This window comes from Brachymonas sp. KE5, from assembly GCF_057773645.1.
Genome location: NZ_CM173463.1, coordinates 1920377 through 1940678 on the forward strand (window position 1 = coordinate 1920377; position 20302 = coordinate 1940678).

Annotated in this window: 20 protein-coding genes; 10 read left to right on the forward strand and 10 right to left on the reverse strand. The window is 67.0% G+C overall.

What is annotated here, in order from left to right; genetic code table 11:
* The first annotated feature begins 117 nt into the window (after nt 1–117).
* Nucleotides 118–555, forward strand: a complete 438-nt coding sequence (locus ACX36O_RS09210) for a DMT family transporter (RefSeq protein WP_488359680.1) — start codon at nt 118–120, stop codon at nt 553–555.
* 96 nt (nt 556–651) lie between these two features.
* On the opposite strand, the gene ACX36O_RS09215 is transcribed toward ACX36O_RS09210, so the two are convergent.
* Nucleotides 652–1119: a hypothetical protein gene (locus ACX36O_RS09215; protein ID WP_488359681.1), complete on the reverse strand. Its 468-nt coding sequence runs from the start codon at nt 1117–1119 to the stop codon at nt 652–654.
* Nucleotides 1120–1446: 327 nt separating this feature from the next.
* On the opposite strand from ACX36O_RS09215, the gene ACX36O_RS09220 reads away from it, so the two are divergent.
* Complete coding sequence (locus ACX36O_RS09220) at nt 1447–1917, forward strand: YeeE/YedE family protein (protein ID WP_488359682.1); 471 nt, start codon at nt 1447–1449, stop codon at nt 1915–1917.
* A gap of 2 nt (nt 1918–1919) precedes the next feature.
* A complete protein-coding gene (locus ACX36O_RS09225; RefSeq protein ID WP_213362705.1) occupies nt 1920–2327 on the forward strand; it encodes a DUF6691 family protein in 408 nt (135 codons plus the stop codon).
* Nucleotides 2328–2347: 20 nt separating this feature from the next.
* On the opposite strand, the gene ACX36O_RS09230 is transcribed toward ACX36O_RS09225, so the two are convergent.
* Nucleotides 2348–2722, reverse strand: a complete 375-nt coding sequence (locus ACX36O_RS09230; protein WP_371686567.1) for a DUF488 domain-containing protein — start codon at nt 2720–2722, stop codon at nt 2348–2350.
* Between the two features lie 175 nt (nt 2723–2897).
* Here ACX36O_RS09230 and ACX36O_RS09235 point away from each other — a divergent pair, with 175 nt between their 5' ends.
* Nucleotides 2898–3809, forward strand: coding sequence for a peptidoglycan DD-metalloendopeptidase family protein (locus tag ACX36O_RS09235; protein ID WP_371686566.1), 912 nt, complete (start codon nt 2898–2900; stop codon nt 3807–3809).
* Nucleotides 3810–3836: 27 nt separating this feature from the next.
* Here ACX36O_RS09235 and ACX36O_RS09240 read toward each other — a convergent pair whose 3' ends face one another.
* The 4 genes from ACX36O_RS09240 to ACX36O_RS09255 form a co-directional block, all read right to left on the reverse strand.
* The gene (locus ACX36O_RS09240) at nt 3837–4754 is read right to left on the reverse strand and encodes a metal ABC transporter solute-binding protein, Zn/Mn family (RefSeq protein WP_371686565.1); all 918 of its coding nucleotides are present in this window, start codon (nt 4752–4754) and stop codon (nt 3837–3839) included.
* Nucleotides 4751–5683 (reverse strand): metal ABC transporter permease, encoded by a 933-nt coding sequence (locus ACX36O_RS09245; RefSeq protein WP_250131025.1) that lies wholly within the window; start codon nt 5681–5683, stop codon nt 4751–4753. The genes ACX36O_RS09240 and ACX36O_RS09245 overlap by 4 nt, the downstream gene beginning before the upstream one ends.
* On the reverse strand, nt 5661–6434 hold the full coding sequence (locus ACX36O_RS09250) for a metal ABC transporter ATP-binding protein (RefSeq protein WP_213361185.1): 774 nt from the start codon (nt 6432–6434) through the stop codon (nt 5661–5663). The genes ACX36O_RS09245 and ACX36O_RS09250 overlap by 23 nt, the downstream gene beginning before the upstream one ends.
* 176 nt (nt 6435–6610) lie before the next feature.
* The gene (locus ACX36O_RS09255) at nt 6611–7531 is read right to left on the reverse strand and encodes a CPBP family intramembrane glutamic endopeptidase (protein ID WP_371686564.1); all 921 of its coding nucleotides are present in this window, start codon (nt 7529–7531) and stop codon (nt 6611–6613) included.
* 103 nt (nt 7532–7634) lie between these two features.
* Here ACX36O_RS09255 and ACX36O_RS09260 point away from each other — a divergent pair, with 103 nt between their 5' ends.
* Complete coding sequence (locus ACX36O_RS09260) at nt 7635–9257, forward strand: FAD-binding dehydrogenase (protein WP_371686563.1); 1623 nt, start codon at nt 7635–7637, stop codon at nt 9255–9257.
* Nucleotides 9258–9293: 36 nt separating this feature from the next.
* On the forward strand, nt 9294–11060 hold the full coding sequence (locus ACX36O_RS09265; RefSeq protein WP_371686562.1) for a thiamine pyrophosphate-binding protein: 1767 nt from the start codon (nt 9294–9296) through the stop codon (nt 11058–11060).
* Nucleotides 11061–11124: 64 nt separating this feature from the next.
* Here ACX36O_RS09265 and ACX36O_RS09270 read toward each other — a convergent pair whose 3' ends face one another.
* Entirely contained in the window at nt 11125–11997 is an 873-nt protein-coding gene (locus ACX36O_RS09270) for a pirin family protein (RefSeq protein ID WP_371686561.1), read from the reverse strand.
* Between the two features lie 144 nt (nt 11998–12141).
* Between ACX36O_RS09270 and ACX36O_RS09275 the strand changes: the two genes are divergently transcribed.
* From ACX36O_RS09275 to ACX36O_RS09290, 4 genes are all read left to right on the forward strand, one after another.
* Nucleotides 12142–13140, forward strand: a complete 999-nt coding sequence (locus ACX36O_RS09275) for an LLM class flavin-dependent oxidoreductase (RefSeq protein WP_371686560.1) — start codon at nt 12142–12144, stop codon at nt 13138–13140.
* A gap of 99 nt (nt 13141–13239) precedes the next feature.
* A complete protein-coding gene (gene yedA / locus ACX36O_RS09280; RefSeq protein WP_371686559.1) occupies nt 13240–14220 on the forward strand; it encodes a drug/metabolite exporter YedA in 981 nt (326 codons plus the stop codon).
* Between the two features lie 46 nt (nt 14221–14266).
* A complete protein-coding gene (gene ubiM, locus ACX36O_RS09285) occupies nt 14267–15478 on the forward strand; it encodes a 5-demethoxyubiquinol-8 5-hydroxylase UbiM (RefSeq protein WP_488359683.1) in 1212 nt (403 codons plus the stop codon).
* Nucleotides 15479–15608: 130 nt separating this feature from the next.
* A complete protein-coding gene (locus tag ACX36O_RS09290) occupies nt 15609–15812 on the forward strand; it encodes a hypothetical protein (protein ID WP_250131026.1) in 204 nt (67 codons plus the stop codon).
* A gap of 99 nt (nt 15813–15911) precedes the next feature.
* On the opposite strand, the gene ACX36O_RS09295 is transcribed toward ACX36O_RS09290, so the two are convergent.
* The 3 genes from ACX36O_RS09295 to ACX36O_RS09305 are packed head-to-tail and all read right to left on the reverse strand — an operon-like array spanning nt 15912 to nt 20259.
* Nucleotides 15912–17120 (reverse strand): efflux RND transporter periplasmic adaptor subunit, encoded by a 1209-nt coding sequence (locus tag ACX36O_RS09295; RefSeq protein ID WP_213361197.1) that lies wholly within the window; start codon nt 17118–17120, stop codon nt 15912–15914.
* Nucleotides 17121–17152: 32 nt separating this feature from the next.
* Complete coding sequence (locus tag ACX36O_RS09300; RefSeq protein WP_488359684.1) at nt 17153–19525, reverse strand: ABC transporter permease; 2373 nt, start codon at nt 19523–19525, stop codon at nt 17153–17155.
* Nucleotides 19522–20259 carry an ABC transporter ATP-binding protein gene (locus ACX36O_RS09305; protein ID WP_488359685.1) on the reverse strand — a complete coding sequence of 246 codons (738 nt, stop codon included), beginning with the start codon at nt 20257–20259 and terminating at the stop codon, nt 19522–19524. The genes ACX36O_RS09300 and ACX36O_RS09305 overlap by 4 nt, the downstream gene beginning before the upstream one ends.
* Nucleotides 20260–20302: the final 43 nt, after the last annotated feature.

The following is a 20302-nucleotide window of genomic DNA, read 5'->3' on the forward strand; positions in this document are numbered from 1 at the left end:
TCGGGCGAGGCGCGTTTCGGCGAGGATATGCCCCATGTTGAGCCTGCTTTATATAGTACTTTTGATAATATATAAGCATTCTTTTCCGCGTTAGTAGGAAACACGATGCGTAACCTTATGATTGCTTTAGTGTTTTTAGCAGGGGCATTCATTCCGGTACAGACCGCCATCAACAGCCAGTTGCGTGCCGTCCTGTTTCAGAGCCCGGTGCTGGCCAGCCTGGTTTCGTTTGCCGTCGGCACCATTGCGCTGGCGCTGGTGTATTTCGGCATCCTGCGCGGCAGCCTGCCGGACACCGCGATGCTGCTGCGCACCAGTTGGTGGATGTGGCTTGGCGGCGTGCTGGGCGCGTTTTTCGTGCTGACCGGAATTGTGGCGGCGCCGCGCATCGGGGTGGCCATGGTGGTGGTGCTGATGGTGGCGGGCCAGCTGGGCATGGCGCTGCTGCTCGACCATTTCGGCCTGATCGGCTTGCCCGCACGGGAGGTCACGCCGCTGCGCCTGATTGGCGTATCGCTGGTGCTGCTGGGGGCGTTCGCGTTCACGCGCGGATGAAAAAAGGCGCCGGCAGCGGAGCACGCTGCACAGGCGCCTGGCTTCGGAAGCCGCTCCGCCACAGGTGACGGTGGAGCGGCCGCCATCAGCCGGGAGTTACTGCAGGTTGGTGGGCACGCCGGGCTGCACGCCAGCGGCATTTTTCGTCTGCACGGCAGCCTTGTGGGTCTTGCCCGCCTTGGCGGACTTGGCTTTTTTCACCGACTTCTTGGTGCTGGCCTGCTTCACCGGCTTCTTGGCGGTGCGGCTTTTTTCGCTGGCAATTTCGTCCGCGCCCGGCTCGGTGGTGCCTACGCGCTCGGCATCCATGCGGCTGGCCGGAGTGGCCGCCAGTGCACCCGGCTCGGCGCCGGCGGCCGTTGCGTTGGCAGACGGCGTGGCAGCCATCGGGGCGCCAGCCTTGTCACCCATGGATGCGGGGGACGGCATCGCGCTGGAAGGAGCGGCTTCAGCCGCGGGAGACGGCGTTGCGGGTGCATGTTCGACAGCAGTCTGGGCCATGGCCACGGAACCGGCCATCAGGGAAGCGGAGGTTAGCAGAGCGGTGAGGAGGTTGTTTTTCAAAACGGAAATCCTTGGGGTTGTTGAACACGAGCCGCCGCGCAACGACGACGACAGGGCGAACCTTAAAAACCCGCGCCGGGCCAGCCTTGTAGGACCAGTCCTATCCACGTTTTCAAATGTTCCTGCAGTAACCGAATGAGGACGGAACCATGACAGCAAACTGACATGGTGCAGTCACCGTTTCACCGTCCGTGTCGTCGAAGCTCGTGGCATGCGTGCAAAACTTCACACTTCAGCGGCTGCGAATTGCAGGGTGGGCACGGGTTACAGCTGCTTACGCACCCGACAGGGGCGAACCAACGGGAGATGGGCGGGGATAATGGCGGGATGACGATTTCTTCCCTCTTTCCCCTGGGTTGGCAGCACTATTTGCTGGGTGGCATTTGCATCGGCGGCGGTGTCGCGCTACTGTTCCTCCTCACGGGCCGCATCGGCGGCATGAGTTCGGTGTTCAGCAGCAGCTGGAGCTATGTGGTGCAGCGCCCTTTCTTTCAGCAGGCCAAGTTCACCGACACGCGCCGCTGGCGGCTGGAATACGCCGCCGGGCTGATCCTGGGCGCGCTGGTGTGGTGGCTGTGGCTGGGCGATGGCTCGCGCGAAACCACGCAGATGCCCTGGTGGCTGCTGCTGGCAGGTGGTTTCCTCACCGGCTATGGCGCGCGTCGTGCCAATGGCTGCACGTCCGGCCACGGCATTTGCGGGCTTGGCTCGCTGCAGCGCCCCTCCCTGCTGGCGGTGCTGACCTTCATGGGCACGGCCTTTCTGACGGCGAATCTGGTGACGAGGTGGCTGGCATGAGCATGGGCAAGACTATTGCAACCGTGGCAGCCGGTGCGCTGTTCGGCTTTGGCCTGGCACTGTCCACCATGATCCGGCCGGAAGTGGTGCTGAGCTTTCTGCAATTGCGCGACTTCGGTCTGGCGCTGGTGATGGGCGGCGGCGTGGTGGTGACGCTGCTGGCGTACAAGCTGCTGCCGCTGGTGCTGCGCCATCCACTGCTGGGCGGCGAGTTCGGCAAGCATCCGAGTGCCTGGGATCGCGAGACGCTGACGGGGTCGGCGATTTTCGGGATCGGCTGGGGGCTGACAGGGGTGTGCCCGGGCCCGGCGATTGCGGGCCTTGGCGCTGGCAACTGGACGCTGTTGTGGGCGGTGGCCGGCATTGCGCTGGGGGCGCTGGTGCAGGGCTGGCAGCAGGACCGGAACTGAACCTCTTTGCCCGCACGGTTTCAGGACGCTGCCTTGCCCCGCTGTTTCAGCACCTTGGCCAGTACGCTGAGGTGGCTGCGATCCGGATCCCTGGCGGCCGTCAGCAGGGTCAATGAGCCGAACTTGCGATGCAGGGCACGGATGCGCTTGAGAGCCTCCTGGGCGGCGTCGCTGTCTGCCAGCTCCTGCGTGAAGCGCGTGCCAAAGCTGTCGAAGCGCTCCTGCGGATCCTCATGGAACCAGCCGCGCAGTTCGTTGGAGGGCGTGGCATCCTTTTCCCATATGACGCCCTCGAGCCGCTGTTTGCGCAGGCCACGCGGCCACAGGCGATCGAGCAGAACGGCGTGTTTTCCGGATTCGGCATCGAAATCGTAGGCGCGTTGCAGGTGGTACATGGCAGAACTCCTTGCAGGGGACATGGGTCGATTGTGCGTCGCCCTGCATGTGCTGCCTGCCGGTGCGCCGGCATCCCTTCCGGCAATGCGGATATCAATCACGCTTTTTTACCGGCGCGGCGACGCATCGGGCGATTTTGGCCCTAGCATGACGGCAAGGTATTGAGGAGTAGCCATGACCTTCGCTTCCAGCTTGTATCCGCGCACCATCGCCCCCGTGGCCGAAGACGCGGACACCCTCTCCCTGCTGCCCCGTCGTGTGCTGCTGCAGGCCCTGCTGGCTACCGGCGCACTGGCCGGTGCGCGCGCTGCCATGGCGATGCCGCCGCTGCCTGCTCTGCCCCGGCAGGAAGCCGTGCCCGGCGGCGTGGCGATTGTGCCGCTGGGCCATATCGAGGGCGAAGCCAGGGTGAGCACGGCCGAAGGCACCCCGGTACTGCTCAGCACCGATACGCGCGGCATGGTGGCCGTGGTGGGCATTCCGCTGTCGGCCGAAGCCGGCAGTGCCCGCCTGACCCTGCGCGATGGCAAGGGCACGCGCACCATCGACTACGCGATTGCCCCCAAGGCCTACGCCGAGCAGCATCTGAAGGTATCGCCCAAGGTGGTGGACCTGTCGCCCGAGGACACGGCGCGCTACCAGCGCGAGGCGGCGCACCAGGCCAGGGTGAAGCAGGTGTTCAGCCGGGATGCTGCGTTTTCGCTGCGATTGCTGCAGCCGACCGCGGGTACGCTGAGCAACTCCTTTGGCAAGCGCCGCGTGTTCAACGGCCAGCCGCGTGCGCCGCACAGCGGGGCGGATATTCCGGCGCCGACCGGGCAGGCGGTGGTGGCGCCGGCGGATGGCACGGTGATCGATACCGGGGATTATTTCTTCAACGGCAACACGGTCTGGATCGACCATGGACAGGGGCTGCTGAGCATGCTGTGCCACCTGAGCCGCATCGACGTGAAGCCGGGGCAGACCGTGAAGCGCGGCCAGACGGTCGGTGCCGTGGGAGCCACTGGGCGCGTGACGGGGCCGCATCTGCACTGGTCGGTGCTGCTCAACCAGGCTTCGGTGGATCCGGGGCTGTTCCTGGAATAAGCCGTCGCGCGCTGTCGGTTCTCCGGCTTATTTCATCGCCTTGACCATCTGCGTCACGTTGTGGCGCATCATGTTCACGTAGCTGGTGGCCGGACCGCCGGCGGGGCTCAGGGCGTCGGCGTAAAGCGGCTCGGTCTGTACCGTTACGCCCGCCTCTTTCGCCAGCTGCTGCACCAGACGCGGATCCTTGATGTTCTCGACGAACACGGCCTTGACCTGTTCCTTCTTCACCTGCTGGATCAGCCTGGCCACCGTGCGGGCCGAGGCTTCGCTTTCGGTGCTGGTTCCCTGTGGCGACAGGAACTGCACCTCGTAGCGCTTGCCAAGGTAGGCGAAAGCGTCGTGGCCGGTCAGCACCTTGCGCTGTGCCTTGGGAATGGTATTGAATTGCTGGGCGGCCCAGTTGTCGAGTTCGCGCAGGGTCTGCTGGTAGTCGAGCAGGCGCTGGCCGTAGTAGAGGCGGCCTTCGGGGTCAGCAATGATCAGGGCGCCGGCCACGTTCTGGGCGTAGCGCTGCATGGCGGCAGGATCGGTCCAGACGTGGGGATCGACGTCGCCATGGTCGTGGCCGTGGTCATGCCCCTTGTGGTCATGGTCGTGATCATTCTCGACCTTGATGGTGGAGATGCCCTTGCTCACGGCCAGGTTGTAGACCTTGCTGTCGCGCACGGCGCGCTGAATGCTGGCGCCTTCAAAACCCAGACCGTTGACCAGCACCACCTTGGCGGCGCGGATTTTCTGGATGTCGGCCGGCTTGGCCTGGTAGACGTGCGCATCCTGGTTGGGGCCGACCAGCGTTTCCACCTTCACGCGCTCGCCGCCGATGGCGCGGGCCACGTCGCCCAGGATGCTGAAACTGGCCACCACGGGCAGCGGTGCGGCGGCAAACGCCTGTCCGGCAGCGAGGGTGCAGGTGGCTAGCAGCGTCTTGAGGTAACGGGTCATGGGGCATCCTTTCGGGGTGAGGTAAAACCGGCGCGCTGATGGCGGCGGTGGGAGAGCCAGCGCGGAATCATGCCGCCCTGGCTGGCGAACAGGAGGGAGAACAGGTAGACACCGCCGCAGAGCAGGATGATGGCGGGGCCGGACGGCAGGTCGACATGGAAGGACAGCAGCAGGCCGCCGTAGCCGCATGCCAGCGCGATGGCCACGGCCAGCAGCATGATGCTGCCCATGCGGTCGCGCCAGAGCCGTGCGGTGATGGCTGGCAGCATCATCAGGCCCACGGCCATCAAGGTGCCGAGCGCCTGGAAGCCGGCCACCAGGTTGAGCACGACCAGCATCAGGAACAGCACATGCCAGAGCGTGCCGCGCGCGCCCACGGCCTGCAGGAAAACGGGATCGACGATCTGCACCAGCAGCGGCCGGTAGATAAGCGCCAGTACCACCAGCGTGATGCTGGCCACGCCGGCCACCAGCGTGAGCGTGGGCACGTCCACCGCCAGCACCGAACCGAACAGCAGGTGCAGCAGATCGACCTGGCTGCCCTGCCGGCTGACCATGAGCACGCCAATGGCCAGGCAGGTGAGGTAGAAGGCAGCGAAGTTGGCGTCTTCCTTGAGGCTGGAGTAGCGGCTGGCCAGGCCGACGCCCAGCGCCACCACCAGCCCGGCAACCAGTCCGCCCAGACCCATGGCGGTGATGTTGAAGCCGGCCAGCATGTAGCCGGCCGCCACGCCGGGCAACACCGCGTGGCTGATGGCGTCGCCCATCAGGCTCATGCGGCGCAGCATCAGCAGCACGCCGATGGGCGCGGCGCTGAGCGAGAGGAACAGCACGCCGGCCAAGGCACGGCGCATGAAGTCGAATTCGAGGAAAGGGCCGATCAGCAGATCGTGCAGCAGGCTGGCGTCAATCATGGTGGTGATGGGCATGCTGCGTGGGAGCGAGTTGTTCGGGCTGCACATCGCACCATTCGTCGGCGCGCTCTTCCTGGCGGAAGCCGTCGGCCTGGTGCAGGTTCCCGGGGGTGAGGACCTGGCGCGAGGGGCCGCTGGCGACCACTTCGCGCGCCAGCAGCAGGGTGTTGTCGAACTGGCTGCGTGCCTGTTCGCGGTCGTGCACCACGGCAATCACGCCCTTGCCGGCAGCGACGCAATCGCGCAGCACCTGCAGCAGGGCTTGCGTGGTGTGGGCATCCATGGCATTGAAGGGTTCGTCCAGCAGCAGGAAGCGCGCCTGCTGCACCAGCATGCGGGCGAACAGCACGCGCTGGAACTGGCCGCTGGAGAGGGCCGCGATCGGGCGCTGCGCCTGGGCGGACATGCCGACGCGCTCCAGCGCCTCGTGCACACGGGCGCGCTGCTGCGGACGCAGGCCGCCGAAACTGCCCATTTCGTGCCACAGGCCGAGCGCGGTGAGTTCGAACACGCTCATGGGCAGGGTGCGGTCGATTTCGGCCAGTTGCGGCAGGTAGGCCAGGTCGTGCCGCTGCAGGCCCTGCCAGTGCACGGTGCCGGTGTCTATGGGCAGCAGGCGCATCATGGCCTTGAGCAGCGTGCTTTTGCCGGCGCCGTTGGGGCCGAAGATGGCCCAGGAGCTGCCTTCGTCGAAGCGTGCGTAGACATGGTGCACGGCGGGCACGCTGCGGTAGCTGACGGTGATGTTGTCGAGCACGAGCGGCATGGTCAGACCACCGCAAAGTAGATGAGCCAGATCAGGGCAAGCAGCACGGCTACCCAGAGCAGGCGCCACAGCATGCCATCGAGCAGGAGGGATTTCATGGAAAAACGGGGAGGAAACGGCAGCAAGGCATGGGGCGCATTACTGCAACAATGTTGCGATTGTAGCCGATGCACCGATCAGGGTGCGGGCCGCGCTGCCGGACGGAGGTGATCCGGCCAGCGCGGCGGCGTCCAGCGTGCGGCCTCGCGCTGGTGATAGGCCCGCAGGATCAGCCAGGCAGCCAGTCCGACGAGCAGCAGTTGCACGATGGCCGTGACCCACTCGACCTGCGTCATGAACAGCGCCTCCCGCAGACGGTTGGTCAGGATGGCGTCGAGGAAGGCGGTCTGGTTGTTCAGGGTATGCAGCGCAATCGCTGCTTCCAGCCCGCCCGTGCGCCAGCTGAGCCATCCGAACAGCAGGCCCAGGCCGAAGCGGGCCAGGAACAGGGGTCCGTCCTGCGGACCGTGCACCATGGCAAACAGCAGCGAGGGAATCAGCAGGGACATGGCGACCGCCACCCCGCGACGGCGCCACCAGCTGCCCACGATCTGGGCCGCCAGGCCACGGAATGCCATCTCCTCGCCCGCACATTGCAGCGGCGTGAGCAGCACCATCATCAGCAGCGGCCAGAACCATTCGCTGCGCAGGTTGATGGGATGGGGCGCGACCAGGAACAGATCCAGCAGCAACAGCGGCCCCATGGCCAGCCAGCCCACGGCCCAGGCGCGCAACAGCCAGCCCCAGCGCATGCGCTGCCATAGCGAGAGCAGGGAGCCCGCAGAGTGCAGAAAACCCAGCCGCACCGCCAGCAGGCTGGCGGGAATCAGCCCGATCAGCGACAGGTTGAGCAGAAGCAGCATTTGCGGCATCGCATCCATGCCGGGCGCCCAGCCGGACCAATCGATCAACAAGCGCAGGCCGTACAGCGTGCCACCGTAGAACAGGCCGAATACCAGCAGGGCCAGCCATGGATTCCACCAGCGGCTGCCCTGGGCGCGCTGCCATTGCGGGTAGCTGACGGATTCGGACAGGGTCGGAGCGCCGGGACGGTTCATGCCGCGATGGTAGCGCAGCCCATGCCCTGCCCTACTGGAAAACCTCAGTAGCCCCGGGCTGACCGGTTTTCTATGATACGACCGTTCTTTTTCGGGAGACGGTGTGGAGCGACATGCGGGCGATATCCTGATCATCGGAGCCGGACTGGCGGGGATTGTGTGCGCCCTGCGCCTGCTGGATCAGGGCCGGCGCGTGCTGCTGCTGGACCGCGACAGCGAACAGAATCTGGGTGGACTGGCGAAGGAGAGCTTTGGCGGCATCCTGCTGGTGGATACGCCCGAACAGCGGCGCCAGCGCATCCAGGATTCACCGGACCGCGCGCTGCAGGACTGGCTGCGCTTCGGCGCGTTCGGCCGCGACGAAAGTATCGACCACTGGCCCCGCCGTTGGGCCGAGCATTATGTGCACGACTGTCTGCAGGATGTGTACCACTGGCTGCGGGCGCAGGGGCTGTCATTCCTGCCGCTGCCGCTGTGGGTGGAGCGCGGCATGACGCCCGAGGGCGGCGGCAACACGGTGCCGCGCTGGCATGTGGTGTGGGGCACCGGGCATGGCCTGATGCAGACGCTGGTGCAACGCCTGCTGCAGCACCCGCAGCGCGAGCGGCTGACGCTGCTGTGCGGGCATCGGGTGGAGAGTCTGCTGACGAGCGCGGGAGGCGTCCACGGATGCAGCGGCCTGCGCGAGGATACCGGAGTGCCGTTCGAGGCCGAAGCACCGGTCGTGGTGGTGGCTGCCGGCGGCATCAATGGCAATCTGGATCTGGTGCGGCAGCATTGGCATGCGGACTGGAACCGGCCACCGCAGGGGCTGCTCAACGGCGCGCATCCTTTTGCCGATGGCCGGCTGCATCGCGCAGCGCAGCAGGCCGGCGCCGAGCTGACGCATCTGGACCGGCAGTGGAACTACGCGGCCGGCATCCGCCACTGGCGGCCGCGCAAGCCGGACCATGGGCTGTCGCTGGTGCCGCCGCGCTCGGCGCTGTGGCTGAACTGGCGCGGCGAGCGCATCTGGCCACCGCTGGTCAGCGGCTATGACACGCGCGATCTGGTGACGCAGATCTGCGCGCAGGAGCGCCCCTGGTCCTGGCAACTGCTCAACCGCCGCATCGCGCTGAAGGAGCTGGCGATTTCCGGGGCCGAGTTCAATCCGTCCATCCGCGAGCACAGCAAGCTGGGCTTGCTGCGCGAACTGCTGCTGGGCAACCGGCGGCTGGTGGACGAGGTGCTGGCGCACAGCACGGACGTGGTGGTGGCGCAATCGCTGGAGGAACTGGCCGAACGCATGAACGCCCTGCAGGGCGGCGATGCTGTCCAGGCAGAAACGCTGTGCGACGGGGTTGCGCGTTACGACGCCGAAGTCGCCAAGGGCGAGGCCAGCACCGATCCGCAACGCCAGCGCATCGCCGAACTGCGACGCTGGAAAGGCGACCGGCTGCGCATCTGCAAGGCCCAGCCGATTCTGGACGGAAAGGCGCTGCCGCTGATCGCCATCCGCGAAAACATCATCAGCCGCAAGAGCCTGGGCGGCATCCACACCAATCTGGCCTGCGAGGCACTGCGGCCGGATGGCAGCACCATTCCCGGCCTGTACGCGATTGGCGAGGCTGCCGGTTTCGGCGGTGGCGGCATGAACGGGCTGCGCGCGCTGGAAGGCACTTTTCTCGGGGGCTGCATTTACAGTGCGCAACGTCTTGCGCGTGCCCTTTCAGGCGCAGGCGGGTAGTATGGGCCCATCCCCCACGCAAACGCAGGCCCAGCCATGAAGAAGACCGCCGCACAACTGGCCGTGCATGCCCTGGAGCAGCTCGGCATTACCCATACCTTCGGCATCCCCGGGGTGCACAACACCGAGCTGTACGACGCGCTGGCGCACAGCCGCCAGATCACGCCACTGCTGGTGACACACGAGGGCGGTGGCGCCTTCATGGCCGATGCCTTCAGCCGCCTGAACTGGGGTGGCATCGGCGCCGAAGGGGCAGCGCGCGCCATCGGCACGCTGGCCATCGTGCCGGCGGCCGGGCTGACGCACGCGGCCAGCGGCATCGGCGAGGCCTATCTGGCCGGCGTGCCCATGCTGGTGCTGACCGGTGGCACGCGCACCGACAGCGGCCGGCGCTACCAGTTGCACGGCATCGACCAGCTGGAGATGGCGCGGGGCTTTACCAAGGCCGCGTTCCGTGTGATGACGCATGAGCAGGTGGTGCCCACGCTGTTCGAGGCATACCGGATTGCCACTTCGGACGTGCCGGGGCCGGTACTGGTGGAATTGCCGGTCAACCTGCAGATCTTTACCGGCGATGCCGGCAAGCTGCCCGCATGGCAGTCGCCGGAGCCCCCTGCACTGCCCGATGCCGCGCTGGTCCGCCAGGCGGCCGATGTGCTGCTGCAGGCACGCCAGGCAGGTTTGTTCGTGGGCTGGGGCGCGCGTGGCGCACAGGTCGAACTGATGGAGCTGGCCGAGCTGCTGCAGATGCCGGTCAGCACCACACTGCAGGGACTGGCGGTGTTTCCGGGCGACCATCCGCTGCATGCGGGGTTTGGCTTCAGCCGCTCGGCCGTACCGGCGGCGCAAAATGCCTTCCGCCAGTGCGATGCCCTGCTGGCGGTGGGCGCGCGCTTTGCCGAAATCCCGACCGGCAGCTTTGGCGCGCGCGTGCCCCAGGCGCTGGTGCATGTCGATATCGACCCGGAAGTGCCCGGTGCCAACTATCCGGCCCAGGTAGCGCTGGTGGGCGATGCGCAGCCGGTGCTGCGCGCGCTGCTGCAGGAACTGCGCGGCCGCAAGCCGGAGCGCAGCCCCAATACCCGGCTGCAGCACCAGATTGCCGGCGACAAGGCTGCCTATCTGGACGGCTGGCTCAAGCAGGGAGACCCCGCGCGCGTCAATCCCGCAGCCTTCTTTGCCAGCCTGCGCAAGCAGATGCCGGCCGACAGCATCACCGTGCTGGACGATGGCAACCACACCTTTCTGGCGGCCGAGCTGTACGCCTGGCCGCAAGGCAGTGCACTGCTGACGCCGAGCGATTTCAATGCCATGGGTTATGCCGTTCCGGCCGCCATCGGGGCGCGGCTGGCGCATCCGGAGCGCGAGGTGGTCGCCATCGTCGGCGATGGCGGCTTTGCCATGAGCTGCATGGAGATCATGACCGCCACGGCCAATGGCCTGGGGGTGGTTTTCTGCGTATTCAACGATGGCGCGCTGGCACAGATCGCGCAGGCGCAGCAACTGCCCTACCAGCGCCAGACCTGCACCCTGCTGCCGCACCGCATCGGCCTGCAGGGCGTGGCGCAGGCCACGGGCGCCGCCTATGTGCCCATGCCGGACAACCACTGCATCGACAGCGCCATCGCCGAAGCGCGCAAGCTGGCAGCGCAGGGGCGGCCGGTGATCGTGGATGTGGCGATCGACTACAGCCGGCCCACCACCTTCACGCAGGGCACGACCAGGACCAACTTCCGCAGCTTCCCGCTGGGGCAGAAGCTGCGCTTCCTGCGGCGGATCGTGGGACGCAAGCTGGGGCGCTGACCATGGCGGACGGCTTCAGGGTCATCGTGTTTGCCTCGCGAACCCACAGGCACGCCCCTGCGACTCAGGCCAGCTTGCCATCCCGGAAATCCCGCAGCGCCTGGTAGACCTGCTCCTGCGAGTTCATCACGAACGGACCGTACTGCACGATGGGCTCGCCCAGCGGCCGGCCGGCAATCAGCAGCAGGCGGGCATTTTCCGCCGCTTGCAGGCGCACGCCATCGGCACCAGCGGCATTGTCCAGAATCGCCATGCGCTGCGCAGGCACCATGGTGTCGCCGATCTGCACGCTGCCCTCGTAGACATGGACAAAGGCGTTATGCCCTGCCGGCAAGGCCTGGGCAAATCCGGCGCGTGCGGGCAGGTGGATGTCGAGGTACAGCGGCTGTGTTGCGGCGCGTGTCACTGCCCCTGTCACGCCGTGGCTTTCGCCGGCAATCACCGTCACCTCCGCCCCTTCTGCCGTACGCAAGCGCGGCAGCTCTTCGGCCTTGAAGTCGCGGTACCACGGTGCGCTCATCTTGTCGGACGCCGGCAGGTTCAGCCAAAGCTGGAAACCCGCCATGCGCCCTTCTTCCTGCTGCGGAATCTCGGAATGGATCACCCCGCGCCCGGCTGTCATCCACTGCACGCCGCCACTTTCCAGCAGGCCCTCGTTGCCCGCGCTGTCGTGGTGCAGCATGCGCCCGGCCAGCATGTAGGTAATGGTTTCGAAGCCGCGGTGCGGGTGGTCGGGGAAGCCGGCGATGTAGTCGTCCGGATGGTCGCTGCCGAAGGCGTCCAGCATCAGGAACGGGTCCAGGCGTTGCTGCAGTTCCTGCGTGAGCACGCGGGTGAGGCGCACGCCGGCGCCGTCGGACGTGGCCATGCCGGTCACGAGGCGCTCCACGCCGCGCGATTGCTGCACGGTTCCGGCCAGGGGATGGGAATCTGTCATGGTGTTCTCCTCATGCGCGGCAGCGCCGCCGTTGTCAGGCCGTGCCTGACGATGGGTTTACTTTATAGGGGAAAAACTTGATTCCCGCCCGTTTGCGCCCATGTCCCCATTGCAAGCACTCTTGCCGGCGCGCACAATGAAATCATGAAAACCTTGGCCACTACCCCCTTCTCCATGCTTGATCTGGTCGCCGTGCGTGAAGGCGGCAGCGTGGCCGATGCGCTGGCGATTGCCCTGCGCACCGCGCAACACGCCGAGCAGTTGGGCTTCACGCGCTATTGGCTGGCGGAGCATCACAACATGCCCGGCATCGCCAGCTCGGCCACTGCCGTGCTGGTGGGGCATATCGCCGGCGGCACGCAGCGCATGCGCATCGGCTCGGGCGGCGTGATGCTGCCCAACCACGCACCGCTGGTGGTGGCGGAAGCCTTTGGCACGCTGGCCGAGCTCTATCCGGGCCGCATCGACCTGGGCTTGGGTCGCGCGCCGGGCACCGATCCCGTCACCATGCGTGCGCTGCGCCGCGACCGCACCGAAACCGCCGACGATTTCCCGCGCGAAGTGGCCGAGTTGCAGCAATATCTCGGCGCGCCGCAACCCGGCCAGAAGGTCATCGCCAACCCCGGCGCCAATACGCAGGTACCTATCTGGCTGCTGGGCTCCAGCCTGTTCAGCGCCCAGCTGGCCGCCGAGCGGGGCCTGCCCTACGCCTTTGCCTCGCACTTTGCCCCGCAGATGCTGTTGCAGGCGCTGGATCTCTACCGCCGCAACTTCAAGCCCTCCGCACAGCTGGACAAACCCTATGCCATCATCGGCGTGCCCCTGGTGGCAGCGCCCACGGATGAAGAAGCCCACTACTTGGCCAGCAGCCTGTTCCAGCGAGTGATCGGCATTCTCACCGGCAAGCGCGGCCTGTTGCCACCGCCGCGCGAAAGCTATCTGGATTCGCTCTCGCCGCAGGAAATGGCGGGCTTGCAGCAATTCCTGTCCTGCGCCGTCATTGGCAGCCCGGATACCGTACGCAATGGCCTGCAGCAACTGCTCGACGCCACCCAGGCCGACGAGATGATGCTGGTGTGCGATGTATTCGATCCGGCCTTGCGGCTGCGGGCCCTGGACCTGGCGGTGCAGGCGCGCGGCTGAGCCTGCGATTCGGGGAACCGATCCGCGCCCTGCCCGTTCTGCATGGACCATAGCGGAACTCCACCGGGATGCCCCACAGGCGCGCTACCATAGCGCGCTATGCCGAAATCCTCTCCGCTGCCGCGCCTGCTGCTGGCCTCCCTGCTGGCCTGCTACCTGATCTGGGGCTCCACCTATCTTGCCATCCGCTTCGCGCTGGAGAGCTTCCCGCCGTTCTGGGGGATGGGCACGCGCTTTCTGGTCGCCGGCAGCCTGCTGATGGGCTGGATGCTGTGGCGGGAGGGGCGTGCTGCGCTGCCTGCACCGCGCCAGTGGCTGCATGCCCTGGTAATCGGCGCCATGATGCTCGGCGGCGGCATGGGGCTGACGGCCAATGCCGAGGTCTATGTCGGCTCCGGCCTGATTGCCACCTTCATCGCCGTGGTGCCCATGATGGTGAGCGCGCTCGGCCTGCTGTTCGGGCAGCGTCCGAACCGGCTGGAAGTGGCAGGGATGCTGGTCGGCCTGGCCGGCGTGCTGCTGCTGATGCGCGGCGCCAGCTTCAGCGGCGAGCCGCTCGGCATCCTGTTCATCGTCGGCGCCACCCTGCTCTGGTCGCTCGGCTCGGTACTCTCGACCACGCGCATGCCGCTGGCTTCGGGGCCTGCCGGTTTCGCCAGCGAAATGCTGTGCGGCGGCCTCGTGCTGATGCTGCTCTCGGTCCTGGCCGGCGAGCCGGCGCCGCACTGGCCGCCCACCCCGGCGGCGGCCATCGCCTGGATCTACCTCGTCGTGTTCGGCTCGCTGATTGCCTTCAGCGCCTACCTCTACCTGCTGGCCCACGCCTCGCCCGCACTGGCGACCAGCTATGCCTTCGTCAATCCGGTAATCGCACTGCTGCTGGGCGTGTGGCTGGGCGGCGAGGTGGTGACGCGCGGGGAATGGCTGGCCTCGGGCGTGATCCTGCTCGGCGTGGTGCTGATTTTCCGGGGCAGGCAAGTGCGCCCTGCCATCGCTTCAACACCTGGCACAGGCGCCGCCACAGACGCTCCCTCTGCCGTGACCGGCGCGGCCAGAGTCCAATCCGCCACCGACCATTGACCCGCATCAAGCTGCGCAGCACCGGGGCTGGCTACACTGCCTCGCCATGGATTACGACATTCTGATTGTGGGAGCCGGCCCGGCCGGACTGATTCTGGCGCGCGCACTTTCCGGCAAGGGCCTGCGCATCGGCATACTGGAGCAGCAGGCGCAGCAGGCCATCGCCGAACCCGCCTTTGACGGCCGTGAAATTGCCCTGACGCACCGCTCCGCCAACACCCTGCGCCAGCTCGGCCTGTGGCAGCGCATCGAGCAGATCGAACCCACGGCCTTCTCGCAACTGCGCGACGCCAAGGTGCTGAACGGGCCCAATCCGCTCGGCATGGTCATCGGCCATGAGTTGTCGCCGCGCAGCGAACTGGGCTGGCTGGTGTCCAACCACCTGATCCGCCAGGGCGCCTGGGATTGCGTGCAGGACAGCATCAGCGCCCACCAGGACATCACCCTCCTCACCGGCCAGAAAACCGGCCGCATCTGGAGCGACGAGCAGGCCGCGCATGTGACGCTGGAAGATGGCCGCGTGCTCAAGGCGCGCCTGCTGGTGGCGGCTGACAGCCGCTTCTCCACCACGCGCCGCGCCATGGGGCTGGCGGCCGACATGTACGACTTCGGCCACAGCATGCTGGTGTGCTGCATGCTGCACCAGAAGCCGCACCATCATGTGGCCTGGCAATGGTTCGACTACGGCCAGACGCTGGCGCTGCTGCCCATGAACGACGACCCGGCCACCGGCATGCACCGCTCCTCTGTCGTGCTGACCCTGCCCAGCCACGCCATCGATCCAGTTGCCAACATGACTGCACCGGCCTTCAATGCCGAAATCGCCCGCCGTTTTGCGCAGCGCCTGGGCAGCATGACGCTGGTCAGCACGCGCCATGTCTATCCGCTGGTGGGCGTCTATCCGCGCAGCATCGTGTCCCGGCGCTTTGCCTGCGTGGGCGATGCCGCCGTGGGCATGCATCCTATTACCGCACACGGCTTCAACTTCGGCCTGCTCGGCGTCGAAAGCCTGAGCAAGGCCATCCTGCAGGCCCACGCGGCCGGGCAGGACTTTGCCAGCCCCGTCGTGCTGCAGCGCTACCAGCGCGAGCACCAGCTGGCCACGCGACCGCTGTACCTGATCACCAAGGGAATGGCCCGGCTCTACACCACCGAACATCCGGCTGCCAGGTTGGTGCGCGACGCGGCAGTCCAGATCGGACAGCGCATCACGCCCTTCAAGCGGGCGATTGCGGCCTCACTCACCGGCATGCGTTGAGGATTGCGGCTTCACTTACCGGCGTGCGTTGAGACCTGGCTCGGGCTATTTGTGCTGCCGGTGTGTTCTCCGGAACCGGCTGCCGTAACAGCCCGAGCCGGGCGCCCTCCGGGCCTCTACAATGGCCCGCATGTTGCACCGCACCGCCCTCCTTCGTCTGGCCGCTGCCAGCCTGCTGACCCTGCCGCTGGCCGGCTGCGGCGTCACCACTGTCGTAGGCGCTGCAGCAGGCGCGGCGATTTCCGTGACGGGCGCTGTCGTCTCCACCGGCGTCAAGGCGGTGGGCGCAGGCATTGATCTGGTAACACCGGATCGCGACGACGAGAAAAAGTAAGCCGCGCGGCTGATGGCTGCGCCTCTGGCCGCCTGCCCGGTTGAAAGGCTTGGACCGCGCGACCTGGCAGCGCTGAAAAAAACGTAGCCAGGGTCGGCCTTATTTGCCAGCGGCTCCTCCCTCCCTAATCCGCGTCCCTTCCACAATCCGGTCATCCGGCTGCACGATCACCTGATCGCCTTCCTTCAGCCCTTCCAGCACCTGCGCCGCCGTGGCCGAGCGCAAGCCCAGCTTCACCGGCGTGCGCCGCGCCTTGCCTTGTTCGATGCGATACACGGCCCAGCCTTCACCGGCGCGGAACAAGGCACTGCCCGGCACCTGCAGCAGGTTCTCCTGCCGCTGCACCAGGAACTGCACTTCCACCCGGTAGCCATCGCCCAGCCGCTGCCACTGTTCGTGCGGCGAGGCAAAATCCAGCACCACGCGCGTGCGCTGCTCTTCCACGCCCAGCGCCGACACCTTGGTAAAGCCGCCCGGCTCCACGCGCCGGATGACCGCCTGCAGCACGCCCTCGCCACCCCAGCGCAGTATGCGCGCAGCCATCCCCGGCGCCAGCCGCACGGCATCGGTGGACAGCACTTCGGATTCGATTTCCAGCGCCGCCGGATCGCCCAGCTCCATCAATGGCTGCCCCACCGGCACCGGCGCCGCACTCTCCACCAGGCGCCGCAGCACCACGCCATCCACCGGCGCCGCCACCGCACGCGTCTTGCTGCTGGACGCACGCCCCTCCTCCGCCAGCACCGCACGCGCAGCAGACAGACGCTCGCTCGCCACGCGTTCATCCGCCCGCGCCGACGCCACATCGGCAGCGGTCGTCACGGCGCGGCTGCGCATCAGGTCAAGATCAGCCTGGGCGATGCCGCCCGTAGGCGCCACTTCACGCCCCCGCTGCAGATTGCGCTGCGCCAGCGCCTGCGCCGCCTGTGCAGCCGTAATACGCTGTCGCGCCGCCGCCAGAGCCGCCTCCGCCCCGCGCAGTTCGGCCTGCGCCTGGCTGCGCGAGCGTGCGTCCAGCAGGCCGCTGGCGGCCGGATCGATCTCGGCCACGCTCTGCCCCGCCTGCACCGGGTCACCCGGCTGCAGCACGATGCGCCGCACCACGCCCGCCACCGGCGCCGTCACCACATAGCGCTGCTGCAGCCGCGTCTTGCCCTCCTCCACGAAGCTGACCTCGATCGGCCCGCGCGTCACCCGTGCCAGCGTCGCCAGCTGCTGCGGCTCGCGCAGCACCAGCCAGAGCAGCAACAGCACGGCTATTGCACCCAGCAACAGGAAAACGAGCGTCTTGCGGGAAGGTTTCTGCATGTCAGTTCACTCGATGTTAACGCGCGCGGCGCTTATTCACGCGTCTTCAGCACGCCGATCAGATCCAGCTGCCGGATGCGCCGGTACACCGCCAGCGCGGAAACAATCGCCGACAGCACCGTCACCAGCGCGGTAAATGCATACGCGGATGGCTCCAGATGCACCGGCACCCGGTACAGATCCGACTCCATTCCATGCACCATGAACAGGATCAACCCATAGCCCGCCACAAAACTCAGCGGAATCGACACGATCACCAGCACCGCCAGTTCGCCCAGCAGGATGTAGCTGACCTCGCCCTGCGTGAAGCCCAGCACGCGCAGGCTGGCCAGTTCGCGCCCGCGTTCGGCGAGCGCGATGCGCGCCGAGTTGTACACCACGCCAAAGTTGATCACCAGCCCCATCAGCACTGCCACCCAGGTAAACAGCCCGCTGGTTTCGGCAATGGTGCGATACAGCGCACGGATCGCCGCCAGTCGCGACTCGGCGCCCACCACGCCGGGCCGCCGGTCCAGCTCGCGGAAAACGGCATCCTCGGCATCGTCATCCACGGTGAGCAGCGCGCCGCTGATCACATCGCCATCGCGCATGGCGCGGTTGAGCGCGTCCAGATCCATATAGGCCATGGTGCCCACATACTCCTGCATCAGCCGCGCCACCGGCAGCCGCAACTGCGTCTGGCGACCTTCCATTTCCTCCACCTGCAGATAGTCGCCCGGCTGCACGCCCAGCTTGCGCGCCACGTAGTCATTCAGCACCAGCCCGTCCGGCGGCAGTTCGATGCGCCGCAGCCGCGTATCCACCGGCCGGCTGAGCGAGCCCTCTGCCGGCAGCCCCTGGATGCTGGTCAGCACCATGCGGTTCTCGTTGCGCAGCCGCACCGCCACATTGCGCACGCCATCCACCTGACGCACGCCCGGCAAGGCGCGCAACTCGTCCACCACCTTGCGGGGCGCCATCTCGATGAAGCTGGTGCTGATATCATGCTGCTGCGCCAGCCGGTACTGCACATCCACCATGTAGTCGATCGAGCCGGTCTGGAAGCGCGCCATCATCACGATGGCCCCCGCCAGCGCCAGCCCGACGATGCTCATTAGCGCCTTCAGCGGCCGCCGCTCGAGTTGCCGCAGGATCATGCGCGTAGGCTGCGAGAGCCAGCGCGTCAGGCCCGCGCGCTCCACCAGCGTGCGCCGGAAGCGCTCGGGCGCCGGCGGCCGCATGGCCTGCGCCACCGGCTCGCGCGCCGCGGCAAACACGGCCCAGCCGGTGCCGCTCAAGGCCGCCAGCAGGCTCACGCCTGCGCCCGCCAAGGCCACCTGTGGGCTGAGCGTGAAATCCAGGAACGGAAAACGGAAATTGAGCTGGTACAGCCCCGCCAGCGCACTGCCCAGCCACACACCCAAAGCCACCCCGAGCACCGAACCCAGCACCCCGATCAGCGTCACGATCAACCCGTAATGCAGCGCCACATCCAGCGTGCTGTAGCCGAAGGCCTTGAGGATCGCCACCTGATCGCGCTGCGTGCCGATCAGGCGCTTGAACACCACGTTCAGCAGAAACGCCGCCACCCCGAGAAAGATCAGCGGGAACATCCAGGCCATGGTGGCCAGCCCGCGAAACTCCTCGTGCAGATAGCGGTACGAGAGCTGGTCCATGCGCCCGATCGCCCCCCGGCTGCCATAACGCGCCAGGATGCGGTCCATAGCCGACAGCGTCTCCGCTTCGCTGGTGCCGGGTGCCAGCTTCACCGTGATCTGGTTGAAGGCGCCCCCCATGTTCATGGCAGCACCCAGCGCACGCCGGTGCGTCCAGAGAATGGCGTAGCGTTCGTAATCCGGAAACAGCGCGCCCGGCTTGATCTGGTACAGGTACTCCGGCGACACCGCAATGCCCACCACGGTGAACTGCTGCGAGCGCCCGTAAACGGTGGCCCGCAGCGTGTCGCCAGGCTTGAGCTGGTGCGCCTCGGCAAAGGCATCGCTCACCAGCACCTCGCCCTGGGCAAACGGCGCCAACATGCGTCCGGCACGCAGATAGAGCCGGTTCTGCTGCGGCTCGCCCTGGTCCGGCAGCGACAGCAACAGCGCCTCGATCGGCTTGTCGAAACCCGGCAAGGCCAGCTTGCCGCCCGCAATCACGCGCGTTTCCACCTCGTTCACGCCCGGCAGCTCGGCCACGCGCGCTGCCACGCTCTCCGGCGCCCGCCGCACCTGCGCCCACACATCGGAAAAACGGTAATCCTGGTACAGCCGCGTGCGCGTGTCCTGCAGCGAATCCAGCGTGGCGCGCGACATCACCAGCATGGCAATGCCCGAGGCAATCACCAGCGCAATCGCCATCGCCTGCCCGCGCATGTGCCACAAGTCGCGCAAGGCCTTGCGGTGGATGGCGGACAGCCCGATCACCAGTGCAGCTCCCGCGCCGGCAAGCGCTGCGCATTCACCTGCTCGCCCACGATGCGCCCATCGGCCATGGTGAGCACGCGATGCGCCATGCGCGCAATGTCGGCGTTGTGCGTGATCACCACGGTGGTGGTGCCCATGTCGGCATTCACCTGCTCCAGCGCCTCCAGCACGCGCACGCCGGTGGCCGAATCAAGCGCGCCGGTCGGCTCGTCGCACAGCATCACCACCGGCCGCTTGGCAATGGCGCGCGCAATCGCCACGCGCTGCTGCTCGCCGCCCGACAGCTGCGCCGGAAAATGGTCCAGCCGCTCGCCCAGCCCCACCAGCGCCAGCGCCTCTTCCGGCCGCATCGGGTCCGGCGCAATCTCGGTCACGATGGCCACGTTCTCGCGCGCCGTCAGGCTGGGAATCAGGTTGTAGAACTGGAACACGAAGCCCACATGCTCGCGCCGGAACTGCGTCAGCCGCGAATCGCCGGCGTGCGTCAGATCCTCGCCGTGGTACCAGACCTCGCCGCTGCTCGGCACATCCAGCCCGCCGAGAATGTTGAGCAGGGTCGACTTGCCACTGCCCGAGGGCCCCAGCATCACCACGAACTCGCCGCGGTACAGTTCCAGGTCCACGCCGCGCAACGCATGCACCTCCACATCGCCCATGGGATACACCTTGCCCAGCTGGCGGGCACGGAAAATCACCTCGGCGTTCTGGGATGGCGGAGTGGCAACAGGCTTCATCGACAATATCCGGACCCGGCAGACAACGGCGCGGACGGCCGCA